Raw genomic sequence first — 19,173 nt, forward strand, 5'->3', positions numbered from 1 at the left:
CGCGTCACGCCACGACGTCTATACCATCACCAGCACGAACACCCGAAAATCCCAGCACGGCAAGAACACCAAGTCGAGCAACCCACGACCCCGCCGAACAGGTTAAAACTCAAGCTAGGTGCTGTCCTGTAAGTCATCGGAGCCAGAGGATGATGGTGGCGATGGTGAGTTCGGCCTGGTAGTAGGCGGTGCGTTGGGCGTTGCGGGTGGCCAGGTCCCGGAACTGGTCGAGCCGGTTGAAGCAGCGTTCGACCACGTTGCGCTGCCTGTAGACGTGGGCGTTGAAGGCCGGTGGTCGCCCGCCGCGGGAGCCTTTCGCCGCGCTGCGGGCGGTCTGGTCATTGCGCTGCGGGTTGTCGCCGGTCTGGCCCGGGGTCAGCAGGAACCGCATCGGCAGGCCGCGGCCGTCGACGGCGAGGTGGATCTTGGTGCTCAGCCCGCCGCGGGATCGGCCGAGTCCTTCCCCGTCGAGTGCGACGGCTTCGCTTCCGTCGCTGCATCCCTCTTTTTCCGGGCCCGGCGGAGTGTTGGTGGGCCCGGAAAAACGCTGGAGTCGACCGAGACGATCCAGTCGAGGTCGCCGACGGCGTCGTCTTTGACGATCACCCGGTCGAGGATCCGGCTCCACGTGCCGTCCTTGGTCCACAGCCGCAGCCGTTCATGCGCAGTTTTCAGGGTCCATAGCGTTCGGGCAGGGCACGCCACGGGGCGCCGGTGCGCAGTTTCCACAGGATCGCGTTGATCACCTGACGGTGCTCCCGCCATCGCCGGTCGCCGCCCCGCTGCGGCAGCAACGGCTCGATCACCGCCCACGCCTTGTCCGTCAGCTCACCCGACCAACCACCGCGCACAACTACCAGACCCACAACTCAACCACTCACAGGACAAGCGCTAGGGCCCGAGCGGTTCGGCCGGCGCCGGCTGGGCCGGCGCCGGGTCGGCGAACCGCGCCGGGTCGAACAGCGCGATCGGGTGCGCGGTCGTCCCGTCGACGACCAAGTCGGCCAGGATCTCCCCGACGACGGGCACGAACTTGAAGCCGTGCCCGGAAAACCCGCACGCCACGACCACGCGCGGGTGCGCCGGGTGCGGCGCGATCACGAAGTGCTCGTCGGGCGTGTTCGTGTACAGGCAGGTCACCGCGCGGCGGAACCGCGCGGGCAGCGTCGGCAGGCGCGAACCCACGACGTCCGCGAGGTGGCGCACCTCGTCCTCGTGCACGGTCCGGTCGATCGTGTCGGGCGCGCACGGGGTGCCGGCGATGTGCGAAGCCACCTTCACGCCCTGCGGTGTGTGCGCGGGGAAGCCGTAGAACTGTTCGCCCTCCTCGGTCTCCCACAGGTAGACCGGGTGCCGCTCGGCCGCGAACGGCGCGGCGTCGGCCGGGTCGAACCAGTACTGCACCTGCCGCTGCACCTCGAACTCGACCCCGAGCCCGGTCAGCAGGTGCGGCGCCCACGCGCCCGGGCACAGCACCAGCCGGTCGGCCGTGTAGTAGCTCGACGCGGTGCCCACGCGCACCCCGGATTCTGACGTGCTCCACGTGAACACCTGCTCCTCGTGGTGCAATTCGGCACCGTGCCTCGCGGCCAGCTGCAGGTGCGCGGCGACGCTGCCCTCCGGCGACACGAACCCGGCGCCGGGTTCGTAGAGCGCCACTTCGTCACGGCGCGGGGCCATCGTCGGGAAGCGGCGGCGGATGTCGGCCGCGTCCAGCAGCTCGTGCGGGATGTCGAACTTCTCGGCCGAGAGCACGCTGCCGGTGATCGTGCGCGAGTCCGGCGGCCCGGCCATCAGCCCGCCGCAGCGCGTGAACAGGTGCCGGCCCGTGTCGTGTTCCAGCTCGGCCCACAGCTCGTGCGCGCGCAGCAGCAACGGCACGTAGTCGGGGCCTTCGAGGTAGGCCTGGCGCGTGATGCGCGAGCCGCCGTGGCTCGAGCCGAGGTTGTGCACGGGCGCGAACTGGTCCAGTCCGAGGACCCGTTGTCCGCGTTGCGCGAGCCGGTAGGCCGCGGCGCTGCCCATGCCGCCGAGTCCGATCACGATCACGTCGTAGTGCGTCAAGCGGCGCTCCTCAGCCGGGTCAGCTCGGCGTCGAACAGCGGTTGCGCGGCCACGACCGCGGGGACCCGTTCGCCGAAGTACTCGATCTCCACCGGTGTACCAGGTTTCGCGCACTCCACGGGGAGCCAGGCGTACGCGATGTTCTCGCCGACCGTGTAGCCGTACGCCGCGCTCGTGACGTACCCGGCCGGGCGGCCCTGGAAGTACACGGGTTCCTTGCCCAGCACCAGGCCTTCGGCGACGAGGCAGGTCAGCTTCCGCCCGACGGTGGCTTCGGAACGGCCGCGCAGCGCGTCGCGGCCCAGGAAGTAGCCCTTGTCCGTGCGGACCGCGAACCCGAGCCCGGCTTCGTACGGGTCGTGCTCGGCCGTGAGGTCGGTGCCCCACTCGCGGTAGCCCTTCTCCAGCCGCATGCTCGTGAGCGCCGCGCGCCCGGCGGCGATGATCCCGTGCGGCCGCCCGGCTTCCCACAGCGTGTCCCACAGCAGGCGGCCGAGGTCCGCGCTCGTGTGCAGCTCCCAGCCGAGCTCGCCAACGGCGGACACGCGCAGCGCGATCACGGGCACGTTGCCGACGTACGCGTGTTTCGCGGTGTAGCAGCCCATCGCGTCGTGCGAGAAGTCCGTTGTGGACAGTGGCTGCAGCACGCGCCGCGCGAGCGGTCCCCAGAGCCCGATGCAGCACGTGCCCGCCGTGGTCTCGTGGATCTGCACCGCCCCGTCGCCGGGCAGGTGGCGGCGCAGCCAGTCGACGTCGAGGGCGCCGTTGACGCCGACCTGGAACCGTTCGGCGCCCAGCCGCGCCACCGTGAGGTCGCTGCGCACCCCGCCGTCTTCGCCGAGCAGCAGCGTGTACGCGACGGCGCCGGGTGGCTTCGCTAGGTCGTTGGTGGTCATGGTCTGCAGGAACGGCAGCGCGCCGGGACCGGTGACCGCCAGTCGGTTCAACGGCGTCAGGTCGAACATCGCCACGCGCCCGCGGGCGGCCAGCGCTTCGGCGCCCACGATCGGGGACCAGTGCCGCGCGGCCCAGCCCGTGCGCGGCGGCACGCGGTCGACTTCCGGCAGGTTGTCGTTGGCGCTGAACCACTGTGGCCGCTCCCAGCCGCCGGCTTCGAGGCACACCGCACCGAGTTCCGCGTGGCGCTCGTGGAACGGCGACGTGCGCACCGCGCGCGGCTCACCCGTGGGCTGCAGCGGGTGCACGACGTCGGCCACCTCGGCGTAGGTGCGGCAGCTGCGCGCGTGCACGTGGCCGGGCGCGAGCTGCACCTGTTCGAACCGCGCGAGATCGCACGTGTGCAGGTCGAGCCGCGGCTGCCCGTCGACGAGCCAGCGCGCCAGCTCCCGGGCGGCCCCGGCGGAGTACGCGAGTCCCACGGCCCCGGCGACCCAGAACCCGTCGAGATCCGGGTGCTCGCCGAGCAGCGGCCTGCCGTCGGGGGTCACGGCGAACAGGCCGTTCACGCCCATCTCGACCTTCGCGTCGGCCAGCGCGGGCAGCAGGTCGGCGGCCGCGGTCCAGGACTCCGCGAAGTCGGCCGCGGTGAAGGGCAGCTCCGCGGAGCCGCCGAGGTAAGCGGGCTCGACCGGCATCGGCCGGTGCGCGTGGCTGCCGATGCCGAGGCGGTCGACGTGCTCGCGGAAGTACAGGCCGGCGTCCTGGTGGCGCAGGATCGGCTTGCCGGCCTCGGTGAAGTCGTCGTTGTCCCCGGCGAGCACCGGCAGCGGGGTGGTGCGCGCGTACTGGTGCGCCATCGGCACCAGCGGCACGACGAGGTCCACGAGCCGCCCGACGAGCGGTCCCCACACACCGGCGCACGACACCACCACATCGGCGCGGAAGCGGTCGGTTTCGGTGACCACGCCGGTTACACGCCCGGCGCTGCGCTCGATCGCCGTGACCCGTTGGCGGGCCAGGAACTTCGCCCCGCGCTCAGCCGCGCGGCGGGCCTGGGCTTCGGCCGCACGCAGCGGTTTCGCCACGCCGTCGCCCGGCGTGTGGAAGCCGCCGAGCACCTTCGCCGGGTCGAGCAGCGGGTGCAGTTCGGCGCACTCCGCGGGCGAGCGCAGGTAACCGCGCACGCCCGACGCGGTCGCCCAGCCGTGCCGGCGCTTGAGGTCCGCGAGCCGCTCCGGCGTCGTAGCGATCTCCAGGCCGCCGACGGGCTGGAAGCACCACCGGCCCGCGTGCGTCAGGGTGGCGTACTTGGCGACGGTGTACTTCGCGAACTCCGTCAGCGTGCGGTCCGCGGTGGTCTGGAACACCAGGCCCGGTGCGTGCGACGTCGACCCGCCGGTGGCGAAGAGCGGCCCCATCTCCAGCACGGTGACGTCCGTCCAGCCGCGTTCGGTCAGCTCGTCGGCCAGCGCGCAGCCGACGACGCCCGCACCGATGACGACCACCCGGGGCCGAGCTGCCATCGCGGTACCTCCTGGCCTGGCTGGGACGCAGGCACGCCGAAGAACCCGCCGGGGCGGGCCAGGTTGCGGATGGGGGATGGTGTTCCGTCTTCAGCAACAAAGTGCGCGATCGTGGAGCGCGTGTCAAGACCGCGTCGGAAAGCGGCTTTTGCTTGCGCCCGGCCAGGTGATGCGCGTAACGCGGGTGTCGGCACAAGCGATCCGACGCCGGGGGAGTCTCAGCTGGTGAAGTAGCCCAGCTGCGCCGAAAGTTCCGTGGCCGCGTCGGTCATCGGCCGCACGATCTGCTTGATCCGCTGCTTCGACAACCGGTACGAGGGCCCCGAGGCGCTCATCGCCGCGACGACTTCGCCGCCCGGCCCGCGGATCGGCACCGCGACGGCGTGCATGCCGAGCTCCAGCTCCTCGAAACAGGCGGCGTACCCGTCTTCGGCGACGCGCTCGACCTCGGATTCGAGCTCCTCGGGGTCCACCACCGTGCGCTGCGTGTACTGCTCGAGGCCGTGGCCGAGCGCGCGCTTGCGGTCGCCCTCGTCCATCGCGGCCAGCAGCACCTTGCCGCTGGAGGTGGCGTGCAGCGGCGTGCGCTGCCCGGTCCAGTTCTGCGTGGTGATGGCCGCCGACCCGCGGGCCTGGCTGATGTTGATGGCCACGCCGTCGTCGGCGATCGCGATGTTCACGGTCTCGCCCAGCTCCTCGGCCAGGGTCTGGCAGGTCTGGCGGCCGAGTTTCGCCAGGTCCATGCGACCGGTGGCGGCACCGGCGAGGCGGACGACGCCGAACCCGATCGCGTACTTGCCGCGTTCGCCCAGCTGCTCGACGAGCCCGTGGGCTTCCAGGACACTCAGCAGCCGGGACGCCGTCGACTTGTGCACGCCGAGCTCACCGGCGATCTCCGTGATCCCCGATTCGCCGTTGCGCGCGAGCAGTTCCAGCACGCTGATCGCGCGGTCGACCGACTGAACTTGCGTTCCCGTTGCGTTGCCCGAGTCCTGGTTCCGCATAGCGCAACACTAACCGCTCCCGGACGATCTTTTCGGCTGAGCGGGCGAATCCCTTGACGGCGGGGGTGACTGAGCCGCACTGTTGCGCACAGTGCACATCAACGCGTAATGCGCAACATTAACGAACCGAATCCGGTTCCCGTGACCCGTTCCCGGAGGCTCCGATGATCCGTGCCTGCGCCGTCGCCGATCTGCCCGAGGGCGAGTCCGTCCGCCTCGACGGCCCGACCCCGATCGCGGTCTTCCACACCGAGACCGGGTTCTACGCCGTCGACGACACCTGCACGCACCAGGACGCCTCGCTCGCCGACGGCTGGCTCGAAGGCTGTTTCGTGGAGTGCCCGCTGCACGCGGCCCAGTTCGACCTGCGCACCGGAGTGCCGTCGTGCCTGCCCGCGAAGGACCCTCTGCGGACCTACGCGGTCGTGGTCACCGACGGTGCGGTCTTCGTCGACGCACCGCTGCCCGCCGTCGCCGGTGAAGGTGCCGCGTAGGCGGCCGGATGGAGCAGCGGACCCGTACGATCTTGATCTTTCTGGAGGTCAAACGCGCGGGTCGTGCTCGCGGGCGGCGCGGATAGTGCGAACATGTGCTCATGAAGGCACGTGTCTTGGTGGTCGACGACGACCCCGCGCTCGCGGAGATGCTCACCATCGTGCTCCGGGGCGAGGGGTTCGACACTGCGGTGGTCGCGGACGGTTCGCGCGCGCTGCCCGCGCTGCGTGAGCTCAAGCCGGACCTGGTCCTGCTGGACCTGATGCTGCCCGGCATGAACGGCATCGACGTCTGCAAGGCGATCCGCGGCGAGTCGGGTGTGCCGATCGTGATGCTCACCGCCAAGAGCGACACCGTGGACATCGTGCTGGGCCTCGAGTCCGGCGCCGACGACTACGTGGTCAAGCCCTTCAAGCCGAAGGAGCTCGTCGCCCGCGTGCGCGCGCGCCTGCGCCGCACGGAGGCCGAGCCCGCCGAGTCGCTGACCATCGGCGACCTGGCCATCGACGTGCCGGGACACGAGGTCACCCGCGAGGGCAAGGCCATCCCGCTCACGCCGCTCGAGTTCGACCTGCTGGTGGCACTGGCCCGCAAGCCGCGCCAGGTCTTCACCCGCGAGGTGCTGCTCGAGCAGGTGTGGGGTTACCGCCACGCGGCCGACACCCGGCTGGTGAACGTCCACGTCCAGCGGCTGCGGTCGAAGGTCGAGAAGGATCCGGAGCACCCCGAGGTGGTGTTGACGGTGCGCGGCGTCGGTTACAAGGCCGGCCCGCCGTGATGGGCCGATGACCGCGTCTGCCGACGCCGGCCCACCCGCCGGGACGAGAAGTGACCCGAAGGTGGGACGGCTGACGGCTTTCGCCCGAGCCACGGCGCACCTCGTGCGGCGCGTCGTGGCCTTCACGCGCCGCCGGGTGGTGGCGTTCAACGACCTGTGGCGCCACTCGCTGCAGTTCCGCGTGACGATCTCGACGCTCGCTCTGTCGGCGGCTGTGGTCTTCGTGCTGGGCATGGTGCTGCAGAACCAGATCACCGAGCGGCTGCTGGACACCAAGCGAAAAGCCGCGGTCGAGCAGACGCAGGCGCTGGCGGACACGGCGGCGCGCGAGCTCGTGGGGGTCGGCGGCGAATCGCCCGACGCGTTGCACACGCGCCTGGAGAACGCGCTCAAGAAGATCTCCACCACGTCGGCGTCCCCGACGGGGTCCACGGCGGGCACGTTCGAACCAGTGCTCGCGAGCGTCGGACGAGACCAGGCGGACTCCGACCCGGTGTTCGTCGGGCCGTTCACGTCCGTGCCGGTGCGGCTGCGCCAGTTCGTGGAGGGCGACAAGCTCGCGCGCGTGGAGCACACCGTGGTCGAGAACGGCGTGAGCACCACGTACCTCATCGTGGGCACGCCGCTGAACTCCGTGGCGAGCCCGCTGCAGCTGTACTTGCTGTTCCCGCTGACCAGCGAGCAGAACACCGTGTCGACGGTGCAGAACACGCTGCTCGTCGGCGGGCTCGTCCTGCTGCTGCTCCTCGCGGGCATCACGAACCTCGTGGTCCGGCAGGTGGTGCGGCCCGTCCGGCAGGCGGCCGCGGCGGCCGAGCAGTTCGCGGGCGGCGACCTCGACCAGCGCTTGGCGGTGGTCGGGGAGGACGACCTGGCGAAGCTCGCCGTGTCGTACAACGGCATGGCCGCGAGCATCCAGCGCCAGATCCGCCAGCTCGAGGAGTTCGGCGGCCTGCAGCGCCGGTTCACCTCCGACGTCTCCCACGAGCTGCGCACGCCGCTCACCACCGTCCGCATGGCCGCCGACGTGCTGCACGCCTCGCGCGAGCAGTTCCCCGCCGGCCTCGCGCGGTCCACTGAGCTGCTGGTCGACGAGCTCGACCGCTTCGAGGCGCTGCTCGGCGACCTGCTGGAGATCAGCCGCCTCGACGCGGGCGTCGAGGAGCTGTCGGCCGAGTACATCGACGTGCGGCCCATCGCGACGCGCGCCGTCGAGCAGGTCCGCGTCATCGCGGGCACGGCGGGCAGCGTCGTGGAGCTGAACCTGCCCGACGAGGACGCCTCCGCCGAGGTCGACGCGCGGCGCGTGGAGCGGATCCTGCGCAACCTGCTGGGCAACGCCGTCGACCACAGCGAGGGCAAACCCGTGCAGCTGACGGTCGCGGTCAACGAGACGGCGGTCGCGATCACGGTGCGCGACCACGGCGTGGGCCTGCGCACGGGTGAGGCCGAGCTGGTGTTCAACCGGTTCTGGCGAGCGGACCCGTCGCGCAACCGCCGCACCGGCGGCACCGGGCTCGGGCTCGCGATCAGCCAGGAGGACGCGCGCCTGCACGGCGGTGTCCTCGACGCCTGGGGGGAACTGGGCCACGGCGCGTGCTTCCGGCTCGTGCTGCCCCGCCGCCAGAACGTGCCGATCGAGGAGAACCCCCTGCTGCTGCCACCGCCCGACGCCGCACCGGAGATCACGCTGTCGCCGTCGTCGGTGCTCGAGGTGCAGCCGGCGCCGGACGCGATCTTCGCCGACCGCGACACCGACCGCGAGGAGGTCGGCCGGTGAAGCGCGTGCTCGTGGCGCTGGCTTGCCTGCTGCTGCTCGCCGGGTGCGCGAACGTGCCGCTGGAGTCGCAGCCGCTCGTCGTGTCCGCGGACACCCCCGCGCCGCCGGCCAACGACGCGCCGGAACCCCTCAACGACACCGACCCGCTTTCGCTGGTGCGGGATTTCGTCCGGGCCAACGCGGACCCGCGCTCGACCAACGCGGCCGCGCGCGCGTTCCTCGGCGACCAGCAGCGGGGCACGTGGAAGCCGAGCCGGTCGATCACGATCATCGACAACACGTTCAGCACGGTCTACGAGACACCGGCCGCGACGACGTCGACGCCGCCCGACCCGAACGTGCGCACGGTTTCGCTGCGCGGGTACACGCTCGGCACGCTGAGCCCCGACAGCGCGTTCATCCCGGGGTCGGGCCCGCTGGAGCAGTCGATCCAGGTGCGCAAGCAGCCCAGCGGGCAGTGGCGGATCTCGTCACCGCCGCCGACGTTGCTGGTGACCGACGACGACTTCGACGCGAACTACATCCGCGTCGCCGTGAGCTTCTACTCGCCGGACTCCGGCACGTTCGTGCCCGACTTGCGGTACGTGCCGGCGAAACCGCAATCGGGTCTGCCCGGGCGCGTGATGGACCTGGTCCTGCAGGGTCCGTCGGCCGGGCTCGCCGGGGCGGTGAAGAACCTGCTCGGCGACCAGGTGACGCTCGAGACGAACGTCAAGAACAACGACGACGGATCGCTGCTCGTGCAGCTGTCCGGCCTGACCGGCGCGAGTCCGGACACGAGAAAGCTGATCGCGGCGCAGATCGTGCTGTCGATGCAGACCGTCACGTCCACGCGCATCCGCCTGCTCGCCGACGGCGCGCCGCTGGTGCGCGGCCAGGAGTACTGGCGCAGCAGCGACGTGCCCTCCTACAGCTCCGCCTCGTCGCCCAGCTCGGACCTGCTCGGCCTCATGACGGTCGACGGCCGCGTCCGCTCCCTCGGCGACGGCGCCCCCGTGCCCGGTCCGGCCGGCGACGGGGCCTACGGAGTGGTCAGCGCGGCGCAGTCCATCGACGGCAAGCGGCTGGCCGTCGTCGAGAAGGACGGCGACCGCGTGAGCCTGCGCGTCGGCGACCTCGGCCACGACCTGCCCCTGGTGGACCTCAGCGGCGGCTCGCTGAGCCGGCCGACGTGGCGCCCCGCCCAGAGCGGCGGGGGCCCCTCGGGTGAAGTGTGGACGGTCGTCGACCACTCGATCATCGCCCGCATGGTCCTCGACCCGAACGGCCACTGGCTGCGCCAGAGCGTCAACGCCAACGACCTGGTCGCCCTCGGCGACGGCACCCCGACCATCGACGCGCTCCGGCTGTCCCGTGACGGGTCCCGCGTCGCCGCCATCGTCAACGGCCAGCTCGTCGTCGCGGCGGTCGTGCGCAACGGAGACACCGTGACCCTGCGGGAACCGCGCGTCCTGCAGCCGGGCGAGCTGGCCAACGTCGTGGACGTCGACTGGGGGTCCACTGCGGACACCCTGGTGGTCGCCACGTCGTCGACTTCCCAGCCCGTGCAGCGGGTTTCGGTGGACGGGCGCCGCATGGACGCGTTCAACGGCTCGAACCTCACGGCTCCCGTCCGCGCGGTCACCGCGGCCCCCAGCCGCCCGATCGTCGTCGCCGACGCGGGCGGCCTGTGGAACGCGACCGAACTCGGCGAGGTGTGGCGCCCGCAGCCCCATTCGATGGCCAACGCGAGCCCGTTCTACCCGGGCTGAGTCCCGTTTTCCGTGCGTGGCCTGGGTTTCCTCCTTGCGAGGCCGGCTGGGCCCGAAAACTGTCGGTGCCGGGGTGCACACTCTCGGTCATGGTGCTCGATCTGCTCGTCCCCGCCTGCTGCGCCGGCTGCGGCACGCGTGGCGCCCCCTGCTGCGCCGGCTGCTCACAGGTGTGGGGGTCGCTCAGGGAGGTGGTCCGCGCCCCGGTCGCCGGCCTCGCGCCCGTCTACGCCCTCGCGCCCTATCGGGGAACTGCCAAACGCTTGTTGATCGCCTACAAGGAACGCGGCCGGCGAGACCTCGCGCCCGCCCTCGGCCGGGCGATCGCCGTGGCGTTGCTCGGACTCCGCGGTTCCGGCCCGCCTCGTTCGCCGGCGGGGCCGTCGACCGATCCGACTGATCCGCCTGATCGTTCCCCGGCGACCGATCCCCGGCCGTGGTGTCTCGTCCCGGCACCCAGCCGCCGCTCGGCTTCCCGGCTGCGCGGCGGGCCGCACGTGCAACTGCTGGCCGAATCCGCCGCCCGTCGCCTCGCCGCCGCGGGCGCCGAGGCGATGGTCGCGCCGGCCCTCGCCCTCAGGGGCGCCCGCGACGCCGTCGGCCTCACCCGCACCCAGCGCATCGCCAACCTGTCCGGCCGCTTGCGGTTCGTCCCCGCCGGCCGGCCACCGCCCGGCACCCGCGTGGTCGTTCTCGACGACGTGATCACCACGGGGGCCACGGCCGCCGCCTGCCTCCACGCCCTGACCGGCGCCGGAATCACGGTCTCCGTGGTGCTCGCCTTGCTCGCCGCCGGGTGACCGTCTCGCTCAGCGGAACCCCGAAATCCGCGGCTGCCAGCCGGGATCGTCGTCACCCACCTCGCCGCAGAGTGACCAAATGTCACCTACAAGAGTGACGTTGCGGGGAACGCCCCACTGCTGCCGGCCGTTGTCCGGGCATGAGGGCGAAGCTCGGATTCACACCCGCGGCGGCCCACTCCACCGGGGTGGCGGCCGCGGCTCCCCGGGCGGTGACTCTCGGCTTCCAGGCCACTGACGCGTTGCGCCGTCCGCGTGAAAATCACCGGCGCGCGCTGGGCCGTCAGAGGTGGGAAATCGGGCTGTACACGAGCGTTTTGCTTCGGGCAGTAATGGATTCCCGAATCGTGACATCCCCCGGCCCGGGGGCTGTTGTAAGCGGCGTGATGAAGCTAACGTGCTCCGCTATCAGCAATCCCCGCAGGCAGGGAGGTGTGCAGCCCATGTCCCTGGCGCCGGAGGCGCGCTGAGTCCGCGCTCGAGCATCCGCCACGAGACGTCGTGACCGGCCCCCGAGCTCTTCTCAGCCCGCGATTCCGGGCTCCGTCCCCGCACTACCGGCGCCGTGTCAACACAACAGCTCGCAGTCATCTCAGCGAGGGAGGTCGTGTATGGACATCGTAGTTAAGGGCCGCAACGTGGAGGTGCCCGACCACTACCGGGCACTTGTCAGCGAAAAGCTGGCCCGTCTCGAGCGCTACGACAAGAAGGTCATCCGGTACGACGTGGAGCTGTTCCACGAGCCGAACCGCAGGCAGGCCAAGAGCTGCCAGCGGGTCGAGATCACCGGGAAGGGCCGTGGTCCGGCCGTGCGTGCCGAAGCGTGCGCCGCCGACTTCTACGCAGCGCTCGACTCCGCCGTCACCAAGCTGGAGAACCGGCTGAGGCGGACGCACGACCGGCGGCGCGTGCACTACGGGCGCAGCCGCCCGGAGTCGGTCGCCGAGGCGACCTCGATGGCGATGGCCGGCGGTACGCCGGACTCCGTCGCCCGTCCCACCGCGAGCACGGCGGTGCTGGACGCACCCGCCGCGGACACCGCACAACCGATCGACGGTTACGCCGCGGTGAGCTCCGGTGAGATCACCTTGCCCCAGCAGAAGCGCTGGGAAGACGAAGACCTGGGTTACCAGCCCGGCCGAGTCGTCCGCGAGAAGAAGCACGACGCGGACCCCATGACGGTGGATCAGGCTCTCTACGAGATGGAGCTGGTCGGCCACGATTTCTACCTCTTCAACGACTCAGAGTCCGGTCGGCCGAGTGTCGTGTACCGGCGGAAGGGCTTCGACTACGGCGTGATCCGGCTCGGCTGACCCCGACGATCGACCGATGCCACCGGTGGCCCGCACGCGCTCGCGTGCGGGCCACCCGCGTGCCGGGAGTAGGGTCCGGAGGGGCCTCTCGTGACCTGCTGCGCGCACGTGCGTGCGCGGACCACTCCGTGTTCCCTACGATGTGGTGAGACGGCGGCGCCGCGCTACCCGTGCGCGCCGTGCCCACAAGCCCGGGACCGGCTCGGGTGCGATCATGATCAGCTAGTGAGGTCGACCGGATGGTGCTGAACCGCCTGCTCCGCGCGGGTGAGGGCAAGATGGTGAAGCGGCTGCGCAACATCGCCGATCACGTCAACACCCTCGAAGACGACGTGAAGGACCTGTCGGACGCCGAACTGCAGGCGAAGACCGGCGAGTTCAAGGAGCGGTACGGCAAGGGCGAGACGCTGGACGAACTGCTTCCGGAGGCGTACGCGGTCGCCCGCGAGGCCGCCAAGCGGGTGCTCGGCCAGCGGCCCTACGACGTCCAGATCATGGGCGGTGCCGCGCTGCACCTCGGCCAGGTCGCCGAGATGAAGACCGGTGAGGGCAAGACCCTCACGTGTGTGCTCCCGGCCTACCTCAACGCGCTCTCCGGCGACGGTGTCCACGTCGTCACCACCAACGACTACCTCGCCAAGCGCGACGCCGAGTGGATGGGCCGCATCCACCGCTTCCTCGGGCTCGAGGTCGGCGTCATCCTCGCCGAGCAGGATCCGCAGGAGCGCCGCAAGCACTACAACGCGGACGTCACGTACGGCACCAACAACGAGTTCGGCTTCGACTACCTGCGCGACAACATGACGTGGTCGCTCGACGAGTGCGTGCAGCGCGGGCACAACTTCGCCATCGTCGACGAGGTCGACTCGATCCTCATCGACGAGGCGCGCACGCCGCTGATCATCTCGGGCCCGGCGGACCAGTCGTCGCGCTGGTACGTGGAGTTCGCCCGCCTCGGGCCGCTGATGCAGGGCATCGACACCACCACGATGGGCTCGCGCGAGCGCGTCGAGAAGGCCAACCTGATCAACTCGAAGTACCACTACGAGATCGACGTCCGCAAGCGCACCGTCGCCGTCACCGAGAAGGGTGTGCGGTTCGTCGAGGACCAGCTGGGCATCGAGAACCTGTACGAGGCCGCGAACACGCCGCTGGTCGGGTACCTGAACAACGCGTTGAAGGCCAAGGAGCTCTACAACAAGGACAAGGACTACATCGTCCGCGACGGTGAAGTCATGATCGTCGACGAGTTCACCGGCCGCATCCTGGTGGGCCGCCGCTACAACGAGGGCATGCACCAGGCGATCGAGGCCAAGGAGAAGGTCGAGATCAAGGCCGAGAACCAGACGCTCGCCACGATCACGCTGCAGAACTACTTCCGCCTGTACTCCAAGCTCTCCGGCATGACCGGTACGGCCGAAACCGAGGCCGCGGAGTTCCACCAGACCTACAAGCTGGGTGTGGTGCCGATCCCGACGAACCGGCCGATGATCCGCGCCGACCGCGCCGACCTGATCTACAAGACGGAGCAGGCCAAGTTCGAGGCCGTCGCCGAGGACATCGCCGAGCGGCACGAGAAGGGCCAGCCGGTGCTGGTCGGCACGACGAGCGTCGAGAAGTCCGAGCACCTCTCGAAGCTGCTGCTGAAGCTGGGTGTGCCGCACGAGGTGCTGAACGCGAAGTACCACGGCCGGGAGGCGCTGATCGTCGCGCGCGCCGGCAAGCTGGGCGCCGTCACGGTCGCCACGAACATGGCCGGTCGCGGTACCGACATCGTGCTGGGCGGCAACCCGGACATCATCGCCGACCAGGAGCTGCGCGAGCAGGGCCTCGACCCGGTCGAGAACTCCGACGAGTACGAGGCCGCGTGGCCGAAGGTGCTCGAGGACATCAAGGCCAGCGCGAAGGAAGAGGCCGAGCAGGTCATCGAGGCCGGCGGGCTCTACGTGCTCGGCACCGAGCGCCACGAGTCGCGCCGCATCGACAACCAGCTGCGCGGCCGCTCCGGCCGCCAGGGTGACCCGGGCGAGTCGCGGTTCTACCTGTCGCTGGGCGACGACCTGATGCGCCGCTTCAACGCCGTGATGGTCGAGCGCGTGATGACGACCATGCGCCTGCCCGACGACGTGCCGATCGAGCACCGGATGGTCTCCAAGGCGATCAAGAGCGCGCAGACGCAGGTCGAGCAGCTCAACATGGAGACGCGCAAGAACGTCCTCAAGTACGACGAGGTCATGAACGAGCAGCGCAAGGTGATCTACGCCGAGCGCCACCGCGTGCTCGAGGGCGAGGACCTGCGCGAACAGGTCGAGCACATGACCGTCGACGTGGTCGGCGCGTACGTCGACGGCGCCACCTCCGAGGGCTACGCCGAGGACTGGGACCACGACCAGCTGTGGACCGCCCTCAAGACGCTGTACCCGGTGAGCCTGAACTGGGACGACCTGGTGGAGGACGGCGACCTCGACGCGGAGGGCCTGCGCAACGCGCTGGTCAACGACGCGATCGACGCGTACAACCGCCGCGAGGGCGAGATCGACGAGCTGGTGGGCGAGGAGGGCGCGATGCGCCGCCTCGAGCGCCAGGTGATGCTGACCGTGCTGGACCGCAAGTGGCGCGAGCACCTCTACGAGATGGACTACCTCAAGGAGGGCATCGGCATGCGGGCGCTCGCGCAGCGCGACCCGCTGATCGAGTACCAGCGCGAAGGCTTCGACATGTTCCGCGCGATGCTCGATTCGCTGAAGGAGGAGGCCGTCGGCTTCCTGTTCAACCTGCAGGTCGAGCGCGCCGAGCCGGAGCCCGCGCCGCAGCCGGACCCGTCGGCGCTGCCCGCCGGCGTCACGTCGGCCACGGCCGCCGCGGCGGCTTCGTTCGGCGAAGACGGCGGCCGCCACTCCCGCCCGACCCCGCCGCAGCCGCCGACGACCGACACCGATTCCGTGCCGTCCGCGTTGCGCGGCAAGGGAACCGGCGGGGGTGTCCAATCCGGACTGACGATGTCGGGCCCGGCCGAGGGCGGTGGCGTCGAGTCGCATTCGGACAGCGCGTCGAACGAGACCGCGGGCGCCGCGGCCGGCGGCAGCACGCGGCGTGAGCGCCGGGCCGCCGAGCGCGCCCAGCAGAAGAAGGACAAGAAGGGCCCGCGTCGCTGACGCAGGCCTGAGCGGGCCGTCGGATCTCCGGCGGCCCGCTTTCTTTTTCGAGGGGGAGCCGATGCCGGACGTGGAGACCTTCACGCAGCTGTTCGCCGCGGAGCACAAGGCGGACCCGTACCCCCTCTACCGGAGCTGGCGCGAGCAGGCGCCCGTCGCCGAGCTCGCGCCCGGGTTCCTCGTGGTCAGCGGCCTGGCCGAGGCCACGGCCGTCGTGCGCGACCCCGCGTTCGGCCATCCGCGGCCCGAGGTCCTCCCGCCCGCGGACCGCCACCCCGACGACCTCGTCGACGACGAGGGCCGCCCGGTGGTCTCGTTCCTCGGCCTGAACCCGCCCGACCACACCCGCCTGCGGCGCCTCGTGTCGAAGGCCTTCACGCCGCGCACGATCGAGCAACTGCGCCCGCGCGTCGAGGCCATCACGGCGCGGCTGATCTCCGAACTGCTCGACGCGGGCACGGCCGACCTGATGACCGCGCTGGCCGCGCCGCTGCCGGTCGAGGTGATCAGCGAGCTGCTGGGTGTCCCGATGGCCGACCGGTCGCGCTTCGCCGAGTGGTCGCACGCCCTGGCCCGCGCGCTCGACCCGGCGTTCCTGGTCGCCGACTCCGTGCTGGCGGAGGCCGCCGTCGCGGGCCGCGAGTTCAACGCCTACTTCCGCCTCCTGGCCGCCGAACGGCGCCGCGCACCCGGCGAAGACCTCCTCTCGAACCTCGTCGCCGTCACCGACCAGGGCGACAAGCTCACCGAGGCCGAGCTGCTGGTCACGCTGACGCTGCTCCTTGTGGCCGGCCACGAAACCACCACGAACCTCATCGGCAACGGCGTGCTCGCACTCCTGCGCCACCACGGTCTGGCGTCGCTGGGCCCCGACGGCTCGGCGGCCGAGACCGCCGTCGAAGAAGTCCTGCGCTACGACTCCCCGGTGCAGCTCACCAGCCGCGTCGCCCTCCGCCCCACCACCGTCGGCGCGCTCCCGGTCCCGGCCGGCACCCAGGCCATCGTCCTCATCGGCGCCGCCAACCGCGACCCGGCCACCCACCCGTCCCCGGACACCTTCGACCCCACCCGGGAACCCACCCGCCACCTCGCGTTCGGGCAGGGCATCCACTTCTGCCTCGGCGCGCCCCTCGCCCGCCTCGAAGGCCGCACCGCCCTGCGCGCCCTCGCGGCCCACACGCCCTCCCTCACCCTCACCGACACCCCATCCTGGAACCCGACCACCACGATGCGCGGCCTGTCGAAACTCCCGGTCTCCGTCCGCTGACGCCCGCTCGGGTTGAGACGCGAACGGCCCGCTCGCACCTCAACCGTGTCTGGTCATGGCGGCTCGGAGCAGCTGCTGGGCGCGAAGGGACCGTTCGCACGCAGCAGCCGCGGTCGTCACCCACGGCGGCGGACGTCGACCGTTCGCCAGGAGTCCAGTCGACGCGGCACGGTTCGGCGCGAGGGGACCTCTCGCGCCGAGCCATGCCGCAGTCGCCAATTGCTGATGCGCGGAGCGGTGGCCGATCGCGCCGCCGCTGCGTTTTCCTCGGACGCCACCACTGTCCGAGCGCCTCGACCATCGGGGTCGGCGGAGCGCGAAGGGATCGTTCGCACGCAGCAGCCGCGGTCGTCACCGCAGCCTCGCGATGTGGCTCGCGATTTCGTGCGCGAACGGACCGCGCATCCCCGAACCGTGCCGGAGTTCAAGCGCGAACGGCCCGCTCGCACCTCAACCGTCCGCACGGCCCGACCTGCTGACGCCGTGACCCGGCCGTCGGGACACCCGTCCCGACGACCCAGCGACCCCGAACCGTCAAGCAGCCGACGGCCGCTGGTTCACCATGCGCAACGGCCCGGTCCGCGGCGCCAGCAGGTGGAACCGCGTGCACACCCACCCGGTGCGATTCCGCTCGAACCGCGCCGCCAGGGCCAGGACCCGCGGGCCGCTCTGGATGGTCGTCGAGGCTTCCAGTGCGGTGTCCGTGGGGTGGCACAGGTGGAGGGTGCCGATGCGGTGGTGGGGGCCGGGTAACCGGCCGTGGGCCAGCAGGCGCGCGAAGAGCGCCGGGTCGACCAGTGGCTGGATCTGCGTGGCCGCGCGCAGGCCGGCGAGGACTTCGAGGATGGCGTTCAGCCGTTGCGCGAGGTGGCGTTCCGACGGCGGCCCCAGCAGTTGCAGCACGCGGTGGCCCGCGGCCGGCACGTCGCGCACCGGTGGTCGCGAGGACCGGTGCGGTGCGCGGTGGGCGGCGGGTTCGCCGGTGGTCAGCCCCCGGAGTTCGTGGGTCGTCATGTGTTCCTCCCCTGAAACGCGGACGATCCGCTGCCCGTAGTGGCTCCGCCGCGGCGGAATCAGGACATCGCGCGCCTGATCCGGCGAAATCCGCGAAACAGCCATCCGCGATCTGCATGTTGCGCTAGGCGGACGGCCCGGCGGCTAGGCTGAGCCGCGTGCTGAAAGGCTTGCTGGTCGACTACGCCGGCGTCCTCACCGATCCTGACGCCCACCTGCCGTACGACTACCTCCGCGCCGCTCGTCGCCACGGCACGCGCACGGGCCTGGTGTCGAACGCGCCCGGCGCCGGACCGGCCGCCAAGAACGACCTCGCGCCCTTCTTCGACGCGCTCGTCTTCTCGGGTGAGGTCGGTGTCGCGAAGCCGAACCGCGAGATCTACCTCGTCGCGGCGGAGCGGCTGGGGCTCGTGGCCGCCACGTGCGCGTTCGTGGACGACGCCGAGCGCAACGTCCGCGGCGCCACCGAAGCGGGCATGGTCGGCATCCACCACGTCACCATGGCCGGCACCCTCGACGAGCTCGCCGCCTTGTTCAGCTGACTCCGCGCCGCACCAGTTCGAACGAAAGGACCGCTGCCGCCGCGGAGACGTTCAGCGACTCGACCTCACCCGGCATCGGGATCGACAGCCAGTCCGTCACGAGCTCCGCGACCTCCGGGCCGACGCCGGCCGTCTCGCCGCCGAGCACGAACGCCGCCCGCTGCGGCAGCGCGACGTCGAACACCGTCGATTTGCCCGACGCACTCAGCGCGTACAGGCCGTACCCGGCTTCAGTCAGCAGCTCGGCGGCCTCGCGCGCGCTGCCGCACCGCAGCACCGGCGCCCGGAACGCCACGCCCGCCGAAGCCTTGACCACCAGCGGATCCAGTGCCGCGACACCCCGGCGCGGCACGATCACGCCGTCGAGCCCGGCCGCGGTGGCCGTGCGCAGGATCATGCCGACGTTCGCGGGCGTCGTGATGCCGTCCAGCAGCAGCACTCGCGCGGGCGGGCGGCGGCTGTCCAGCGCCGTGCCGAGCGACCGCATCCGCGGCGCCACGACGTCGGCGAGCACACCCTGGTCCTGCTTGCCGTTGCCGGCCAGCACCTTCACGCGGTGGGCGCTCGCGCGCTGCACCGGCACTCCCGCGGCCCTCGCGGCGCGCTGGATCTCGGCGGCGCCCGGGCCGCGCGCGGTGTCGGCGAGGATGACCTTGTCCACCTGCAGACCCTCGTCCCCGAGCGCCTCGAGCACTGGTTTGCGGCCGTAGACGGTCAGGAAGCGGTCCTTCGGCGAAACCGCCGCGTCATCACCCACGCCGGTCAGTCTCGCACTGTGCGAGTATCG

14 protein-coding genes and 1 pseudogene are annotated in these 19,173 nt (G+C 71.2%); 9 read left to right on the forward strand and 6 right to left on the reverse strand.

What is annotated here, in order from left to right; all coding sequences use genetic code 11:
- Positions 1-133: 133 nt before the first annotated feature.
- The 4 genes and pseudogenes from ACIA77_RS16265 to ACIA77_RS16280 all read right to left on the reverse strand — a co-directional run bounded on the left by ACIA77_RS16265 (position 134) and on the right by ACIA77_RS16280 (position 5,491).
- Positions 134-866: pseudogene (locus ACIA77_RS16265) on the reverse strand (IS5 family transposase).
- 25 nt (positions 867-891) lie between these two features.
- Complete coding sequence (solA, locus tag ACIA77_RS16270) at positions 892-2,064, reverse strand: N-methyl-L-tryptophan oxidase (RefSeq protein WP_395886684.1); 1,173 nt, start codon at positions 2,062-2,064, stop codon at positions 892-894.
- A complete protein-coding gene (locus ACIA77_RS16275; protein WP_395886685.1) occupies positions 2,061-4,487 on the reverse strand; it encodes an FAD-dependent oxidoreductase in 2,427 nt (808 codons plus the stop codon). Before ACIA77_RS16275 ends, solA begins: the two co-directional genes overlap by 4 nt.
- A gap of 218 nt (positions 4,488-4,705) precedes the next feature.
- On the reverse strand, positions 4,706-5,491 hold the full coding sequence (locus tag ACIA77_RS16280; RefSeq protein ID WP_395886686.1) for an IclR family transcriptional regulator: 786 nt from the start codon (positions 5,489-5,491) through the stop codon (positions 4,706-4,708).
- A gap of 164 nt (positions 5,492-5,655) precedes the next feature.
- On the opposite strand from ACIA77_RS16280, the gene ACIA77_RS16285 reads away from it, so the two are divergent.
- From ACIA77_RS16285 to ACIA77_RS16320, 8 genes are all read left to right on the forward strand, one after another.
- A complete protein-coding gene (locus tag ACIA77_RS16285) occupies positions 5,656-5,985 on the forward strand; it encodes a bifunctional 3-phenylpropionate/cinnamic acid dioxygenase ferredoxin subunit (protein WP_395886687.1) in 330 nt (109 codons plus the stop codon).
- 101 nt (positions 5,986-6,086) lie between these two features.
- Positions 6,087-6,764 (forward strand): MtrAB system response regulator MtrA, encoded by a 678-nt coding sequence (mtrA, locus tag ACIA77_RS16290; RefSeq protein WP_204093576.1) that lies wholly within the window; start codon positions 6,087-6,089, stop codon positions 6,762-6,764.
- A 7-nt stretch (positions 6,765-6,771) separates the two neighbouring features.
- Complete coding sequence (gene mtrB, locus ACIA77_RS16295; protein WP_395886688.1) at positions 6,772-8,544, forward strand: MtrAB system histidine kinase MtrB; 1,773 nt, start codon at positions 6,772-6,774, stop codon at positions 8,542-8,544.
- Positions 8,541-10,295 carry an LpqB family beta-propeller domain-containing protein gene (locus ACIA77_RS16300; protein ID WP_395886689.1) on the forward strand — a complete coding sequence of 585 codons (1,755 nt, stop codon included), beginning with the start codon at positions 8,541-8,543 and terminating at the stop codon, positions 10,293-10,295. The genes mtrB and ACIA77_RS16300 overlap by 4 nt, the downstream gene beginning before the upstream one ends.
- An 89-nt stretch (positions 10,296-10,384) precedes the next feature.
- Complete coding sequence (locus ACIA77_RS16305) at positions 10,385-11,095, forward strand: ComF family protein (RefSeq protein WP_395886690.1); 711 nt, start codon at positions 10,385-10,387, stop codon at positions 11,093-11,095.
- A 611-nt stretch (positions 11,096-11,706) separates the two neighbouring features.
- Positions 11,707-12,408 (forward strand): ribosome hibernation-promoting factor, HPF/YfiA family, encoded by a 702-nt coding sequence (hpf, locus tag ACIA77_RS16310; RefSeq protein ID WP_395886691.1) that lies wholly within the window; start codon positions 11,707-11,709, stop codon positions 12,406-12,408.
- A 239-nt stretch (positions 12,409-12,647) separates the two neighbouring features.
- The gene (gene secA / locus ACIA77_RS16315; protein ID WP_395886692.1) at positions 12,648-15,563 is read left to right on the forward strand and encodes a preprotein translocase subunit SecA; all 2,916 of its coding nucleotides are present in this window, start codon (positions 12,648-12,650) and stop codon (positions 15,561-15,563) included.
- A 61-nt stretch (positions 15,564-15,624) separates the two neighbouring features.
- Positions 15,625-16,830, forward strand: a complete 1,206-nt coding sequence (locus ACIA77_RS16320) for a cytochrome P450 (protein ID WP_395886693.1) — start codon at positions 15,625-15,627, stop codon at positions 16,828-16,830.
- Positions 16,831-17,364: 534 nt separating this feature from the next.
- On the opposite strand, the gene ACIA77_RS16325 is transcribed toward ACIA77_RS16320, so the two are convergent.
- Positions 17,365-17,844 carry an Rv3235 family protein gene (locus ACIA77_RS16325; RefSeq protein ID WP_395886694.1) on the reverse strand — a complete coding sequence of 160 codons (480 nt, stop codon included), beginning with the start codon at positions 17,842-17,844 and terminating at the stop codon, positions 17,365-17,367.
- 158 nt (positions 17,845-18,002) lie between these two features.
- Here ACIA77_RS16325 and ACIA77_RS16330 point away from each other — a divergent pair, with 158 nt between their 5' ends.
- Positions 18,003-18,386: an HAD-IA family hydrolase gene (locus ACIA77_RS16330; RefSeq protein WP_395886695.1), complete on the forward strand. Its 384-nt coding sequence runs from the start codon at positions 18,003-18,005 to the stop codon at positions 18,384-18,386.
- Here ACIA77_RS16330 and ACIA77_RS16335 read toward each other — a convergent pair.
- Positions 18,379-19,143 carry a TrmH family RNA methyltransferase gene (locus ACIA77_RS16335; RefSeq protein WP_395886696.1) on the reverse strand — a complete coding sequence of 255 codons (765 nt, stop codon included), beginning with the start codon at positions 19,141-19,143 and terminating at the stop codon, positions 18,379-18,381. The genes ACIA77_RS16330 and ACIA77_RS16335 overlap by 8 nt on opposite strands.
- Positions 19,144-19,173: the final 30 nt, after the last annotated feature.

This window comes from Amycolatopsis sp. NPDC051903 (assembly GCF_044452505.1).
In the GTDB taxonomy this organism is placed as follows: Bacteria; Actinomycetota; Actinomycetes; order Mycobacteriales; family Pseudonocardiaceae; genus Amycolatopsis.

Excerpts from the sequence above, each read along its gene's own strand:
- ACIA77_RS16275 (WP_395886685.1), bottom strand. The coding sequence starts at position 4,487 with ATGGCAGCTCGGCCCCGGGTGGTCGTCATCGGTGCGGGCGTCGTCGGC.
- ACIA77_RS16280 (WP_395886686.1), bottom strand. The coding sequence starts at position 5,491 with ATGCGGAACCAGGACTCGGGCAACGCAACGGGAACGCAAGTTCAGTCG.
- ACIA77_RS16285 (WP_395886687.1), top strand. The coding sequence starts at position 5,656 with ATGATCCGTGCCTGCGCCGTCGCCGATCTGCCCGAGGGCGAGTCCGTC.
- mtrA (WP_204093576.1), top strand. The coding sequence starts at position 6,087 with ATGAAGGCACGTGTCTTGGTGGTCGACGACGACCCCGCGCTCGCGGAG.
- mtrB (WP_395886688.1), top strand. The coding sequence starts at position 6,772 with ATGACCGCGTCTGCCGACGCCGGCCCACCCGCCGGGACGAGAAGTGAC.
- ACIA77_RS16305 (WP_395886690.1), top strand. The coding sequence starts at position 10,385 with ATGGTGCTCGATCTGCTCGTCCCCGCCTGCTGCGCCGGCTGCGGCACG.
- hpf (WP_395886691.1), top strand. The coding sequence starts at position 11,707 with ATGGACATCGTAGTTAAGGGCCGCAACGTGGAGGTGCCCGACCACTAC.
- secA (WP_395886692.1), top strand. The coding sequence starts at position 12,648 with ATGGTGCTGAACCGCCTGCTCCGCGCGGGTGAGGGCAAGATGGTGAAG.
- ACIA77_RS16320 (WP_395886693.1), top strand. The coding sequence starts at position 15,625 with ATGCCGGACGTGGAGACCTTCACGCAGCTGTTCGCCGCGGAGCACAAG.
- ACIA77_RS16325 (WP_395886694.1), bottom strand. The coding sequence starts at position 17,844 with ATGACGACCCACGAACTCCGGGGGCTGACCACCGGCGAACCCGCCGCC.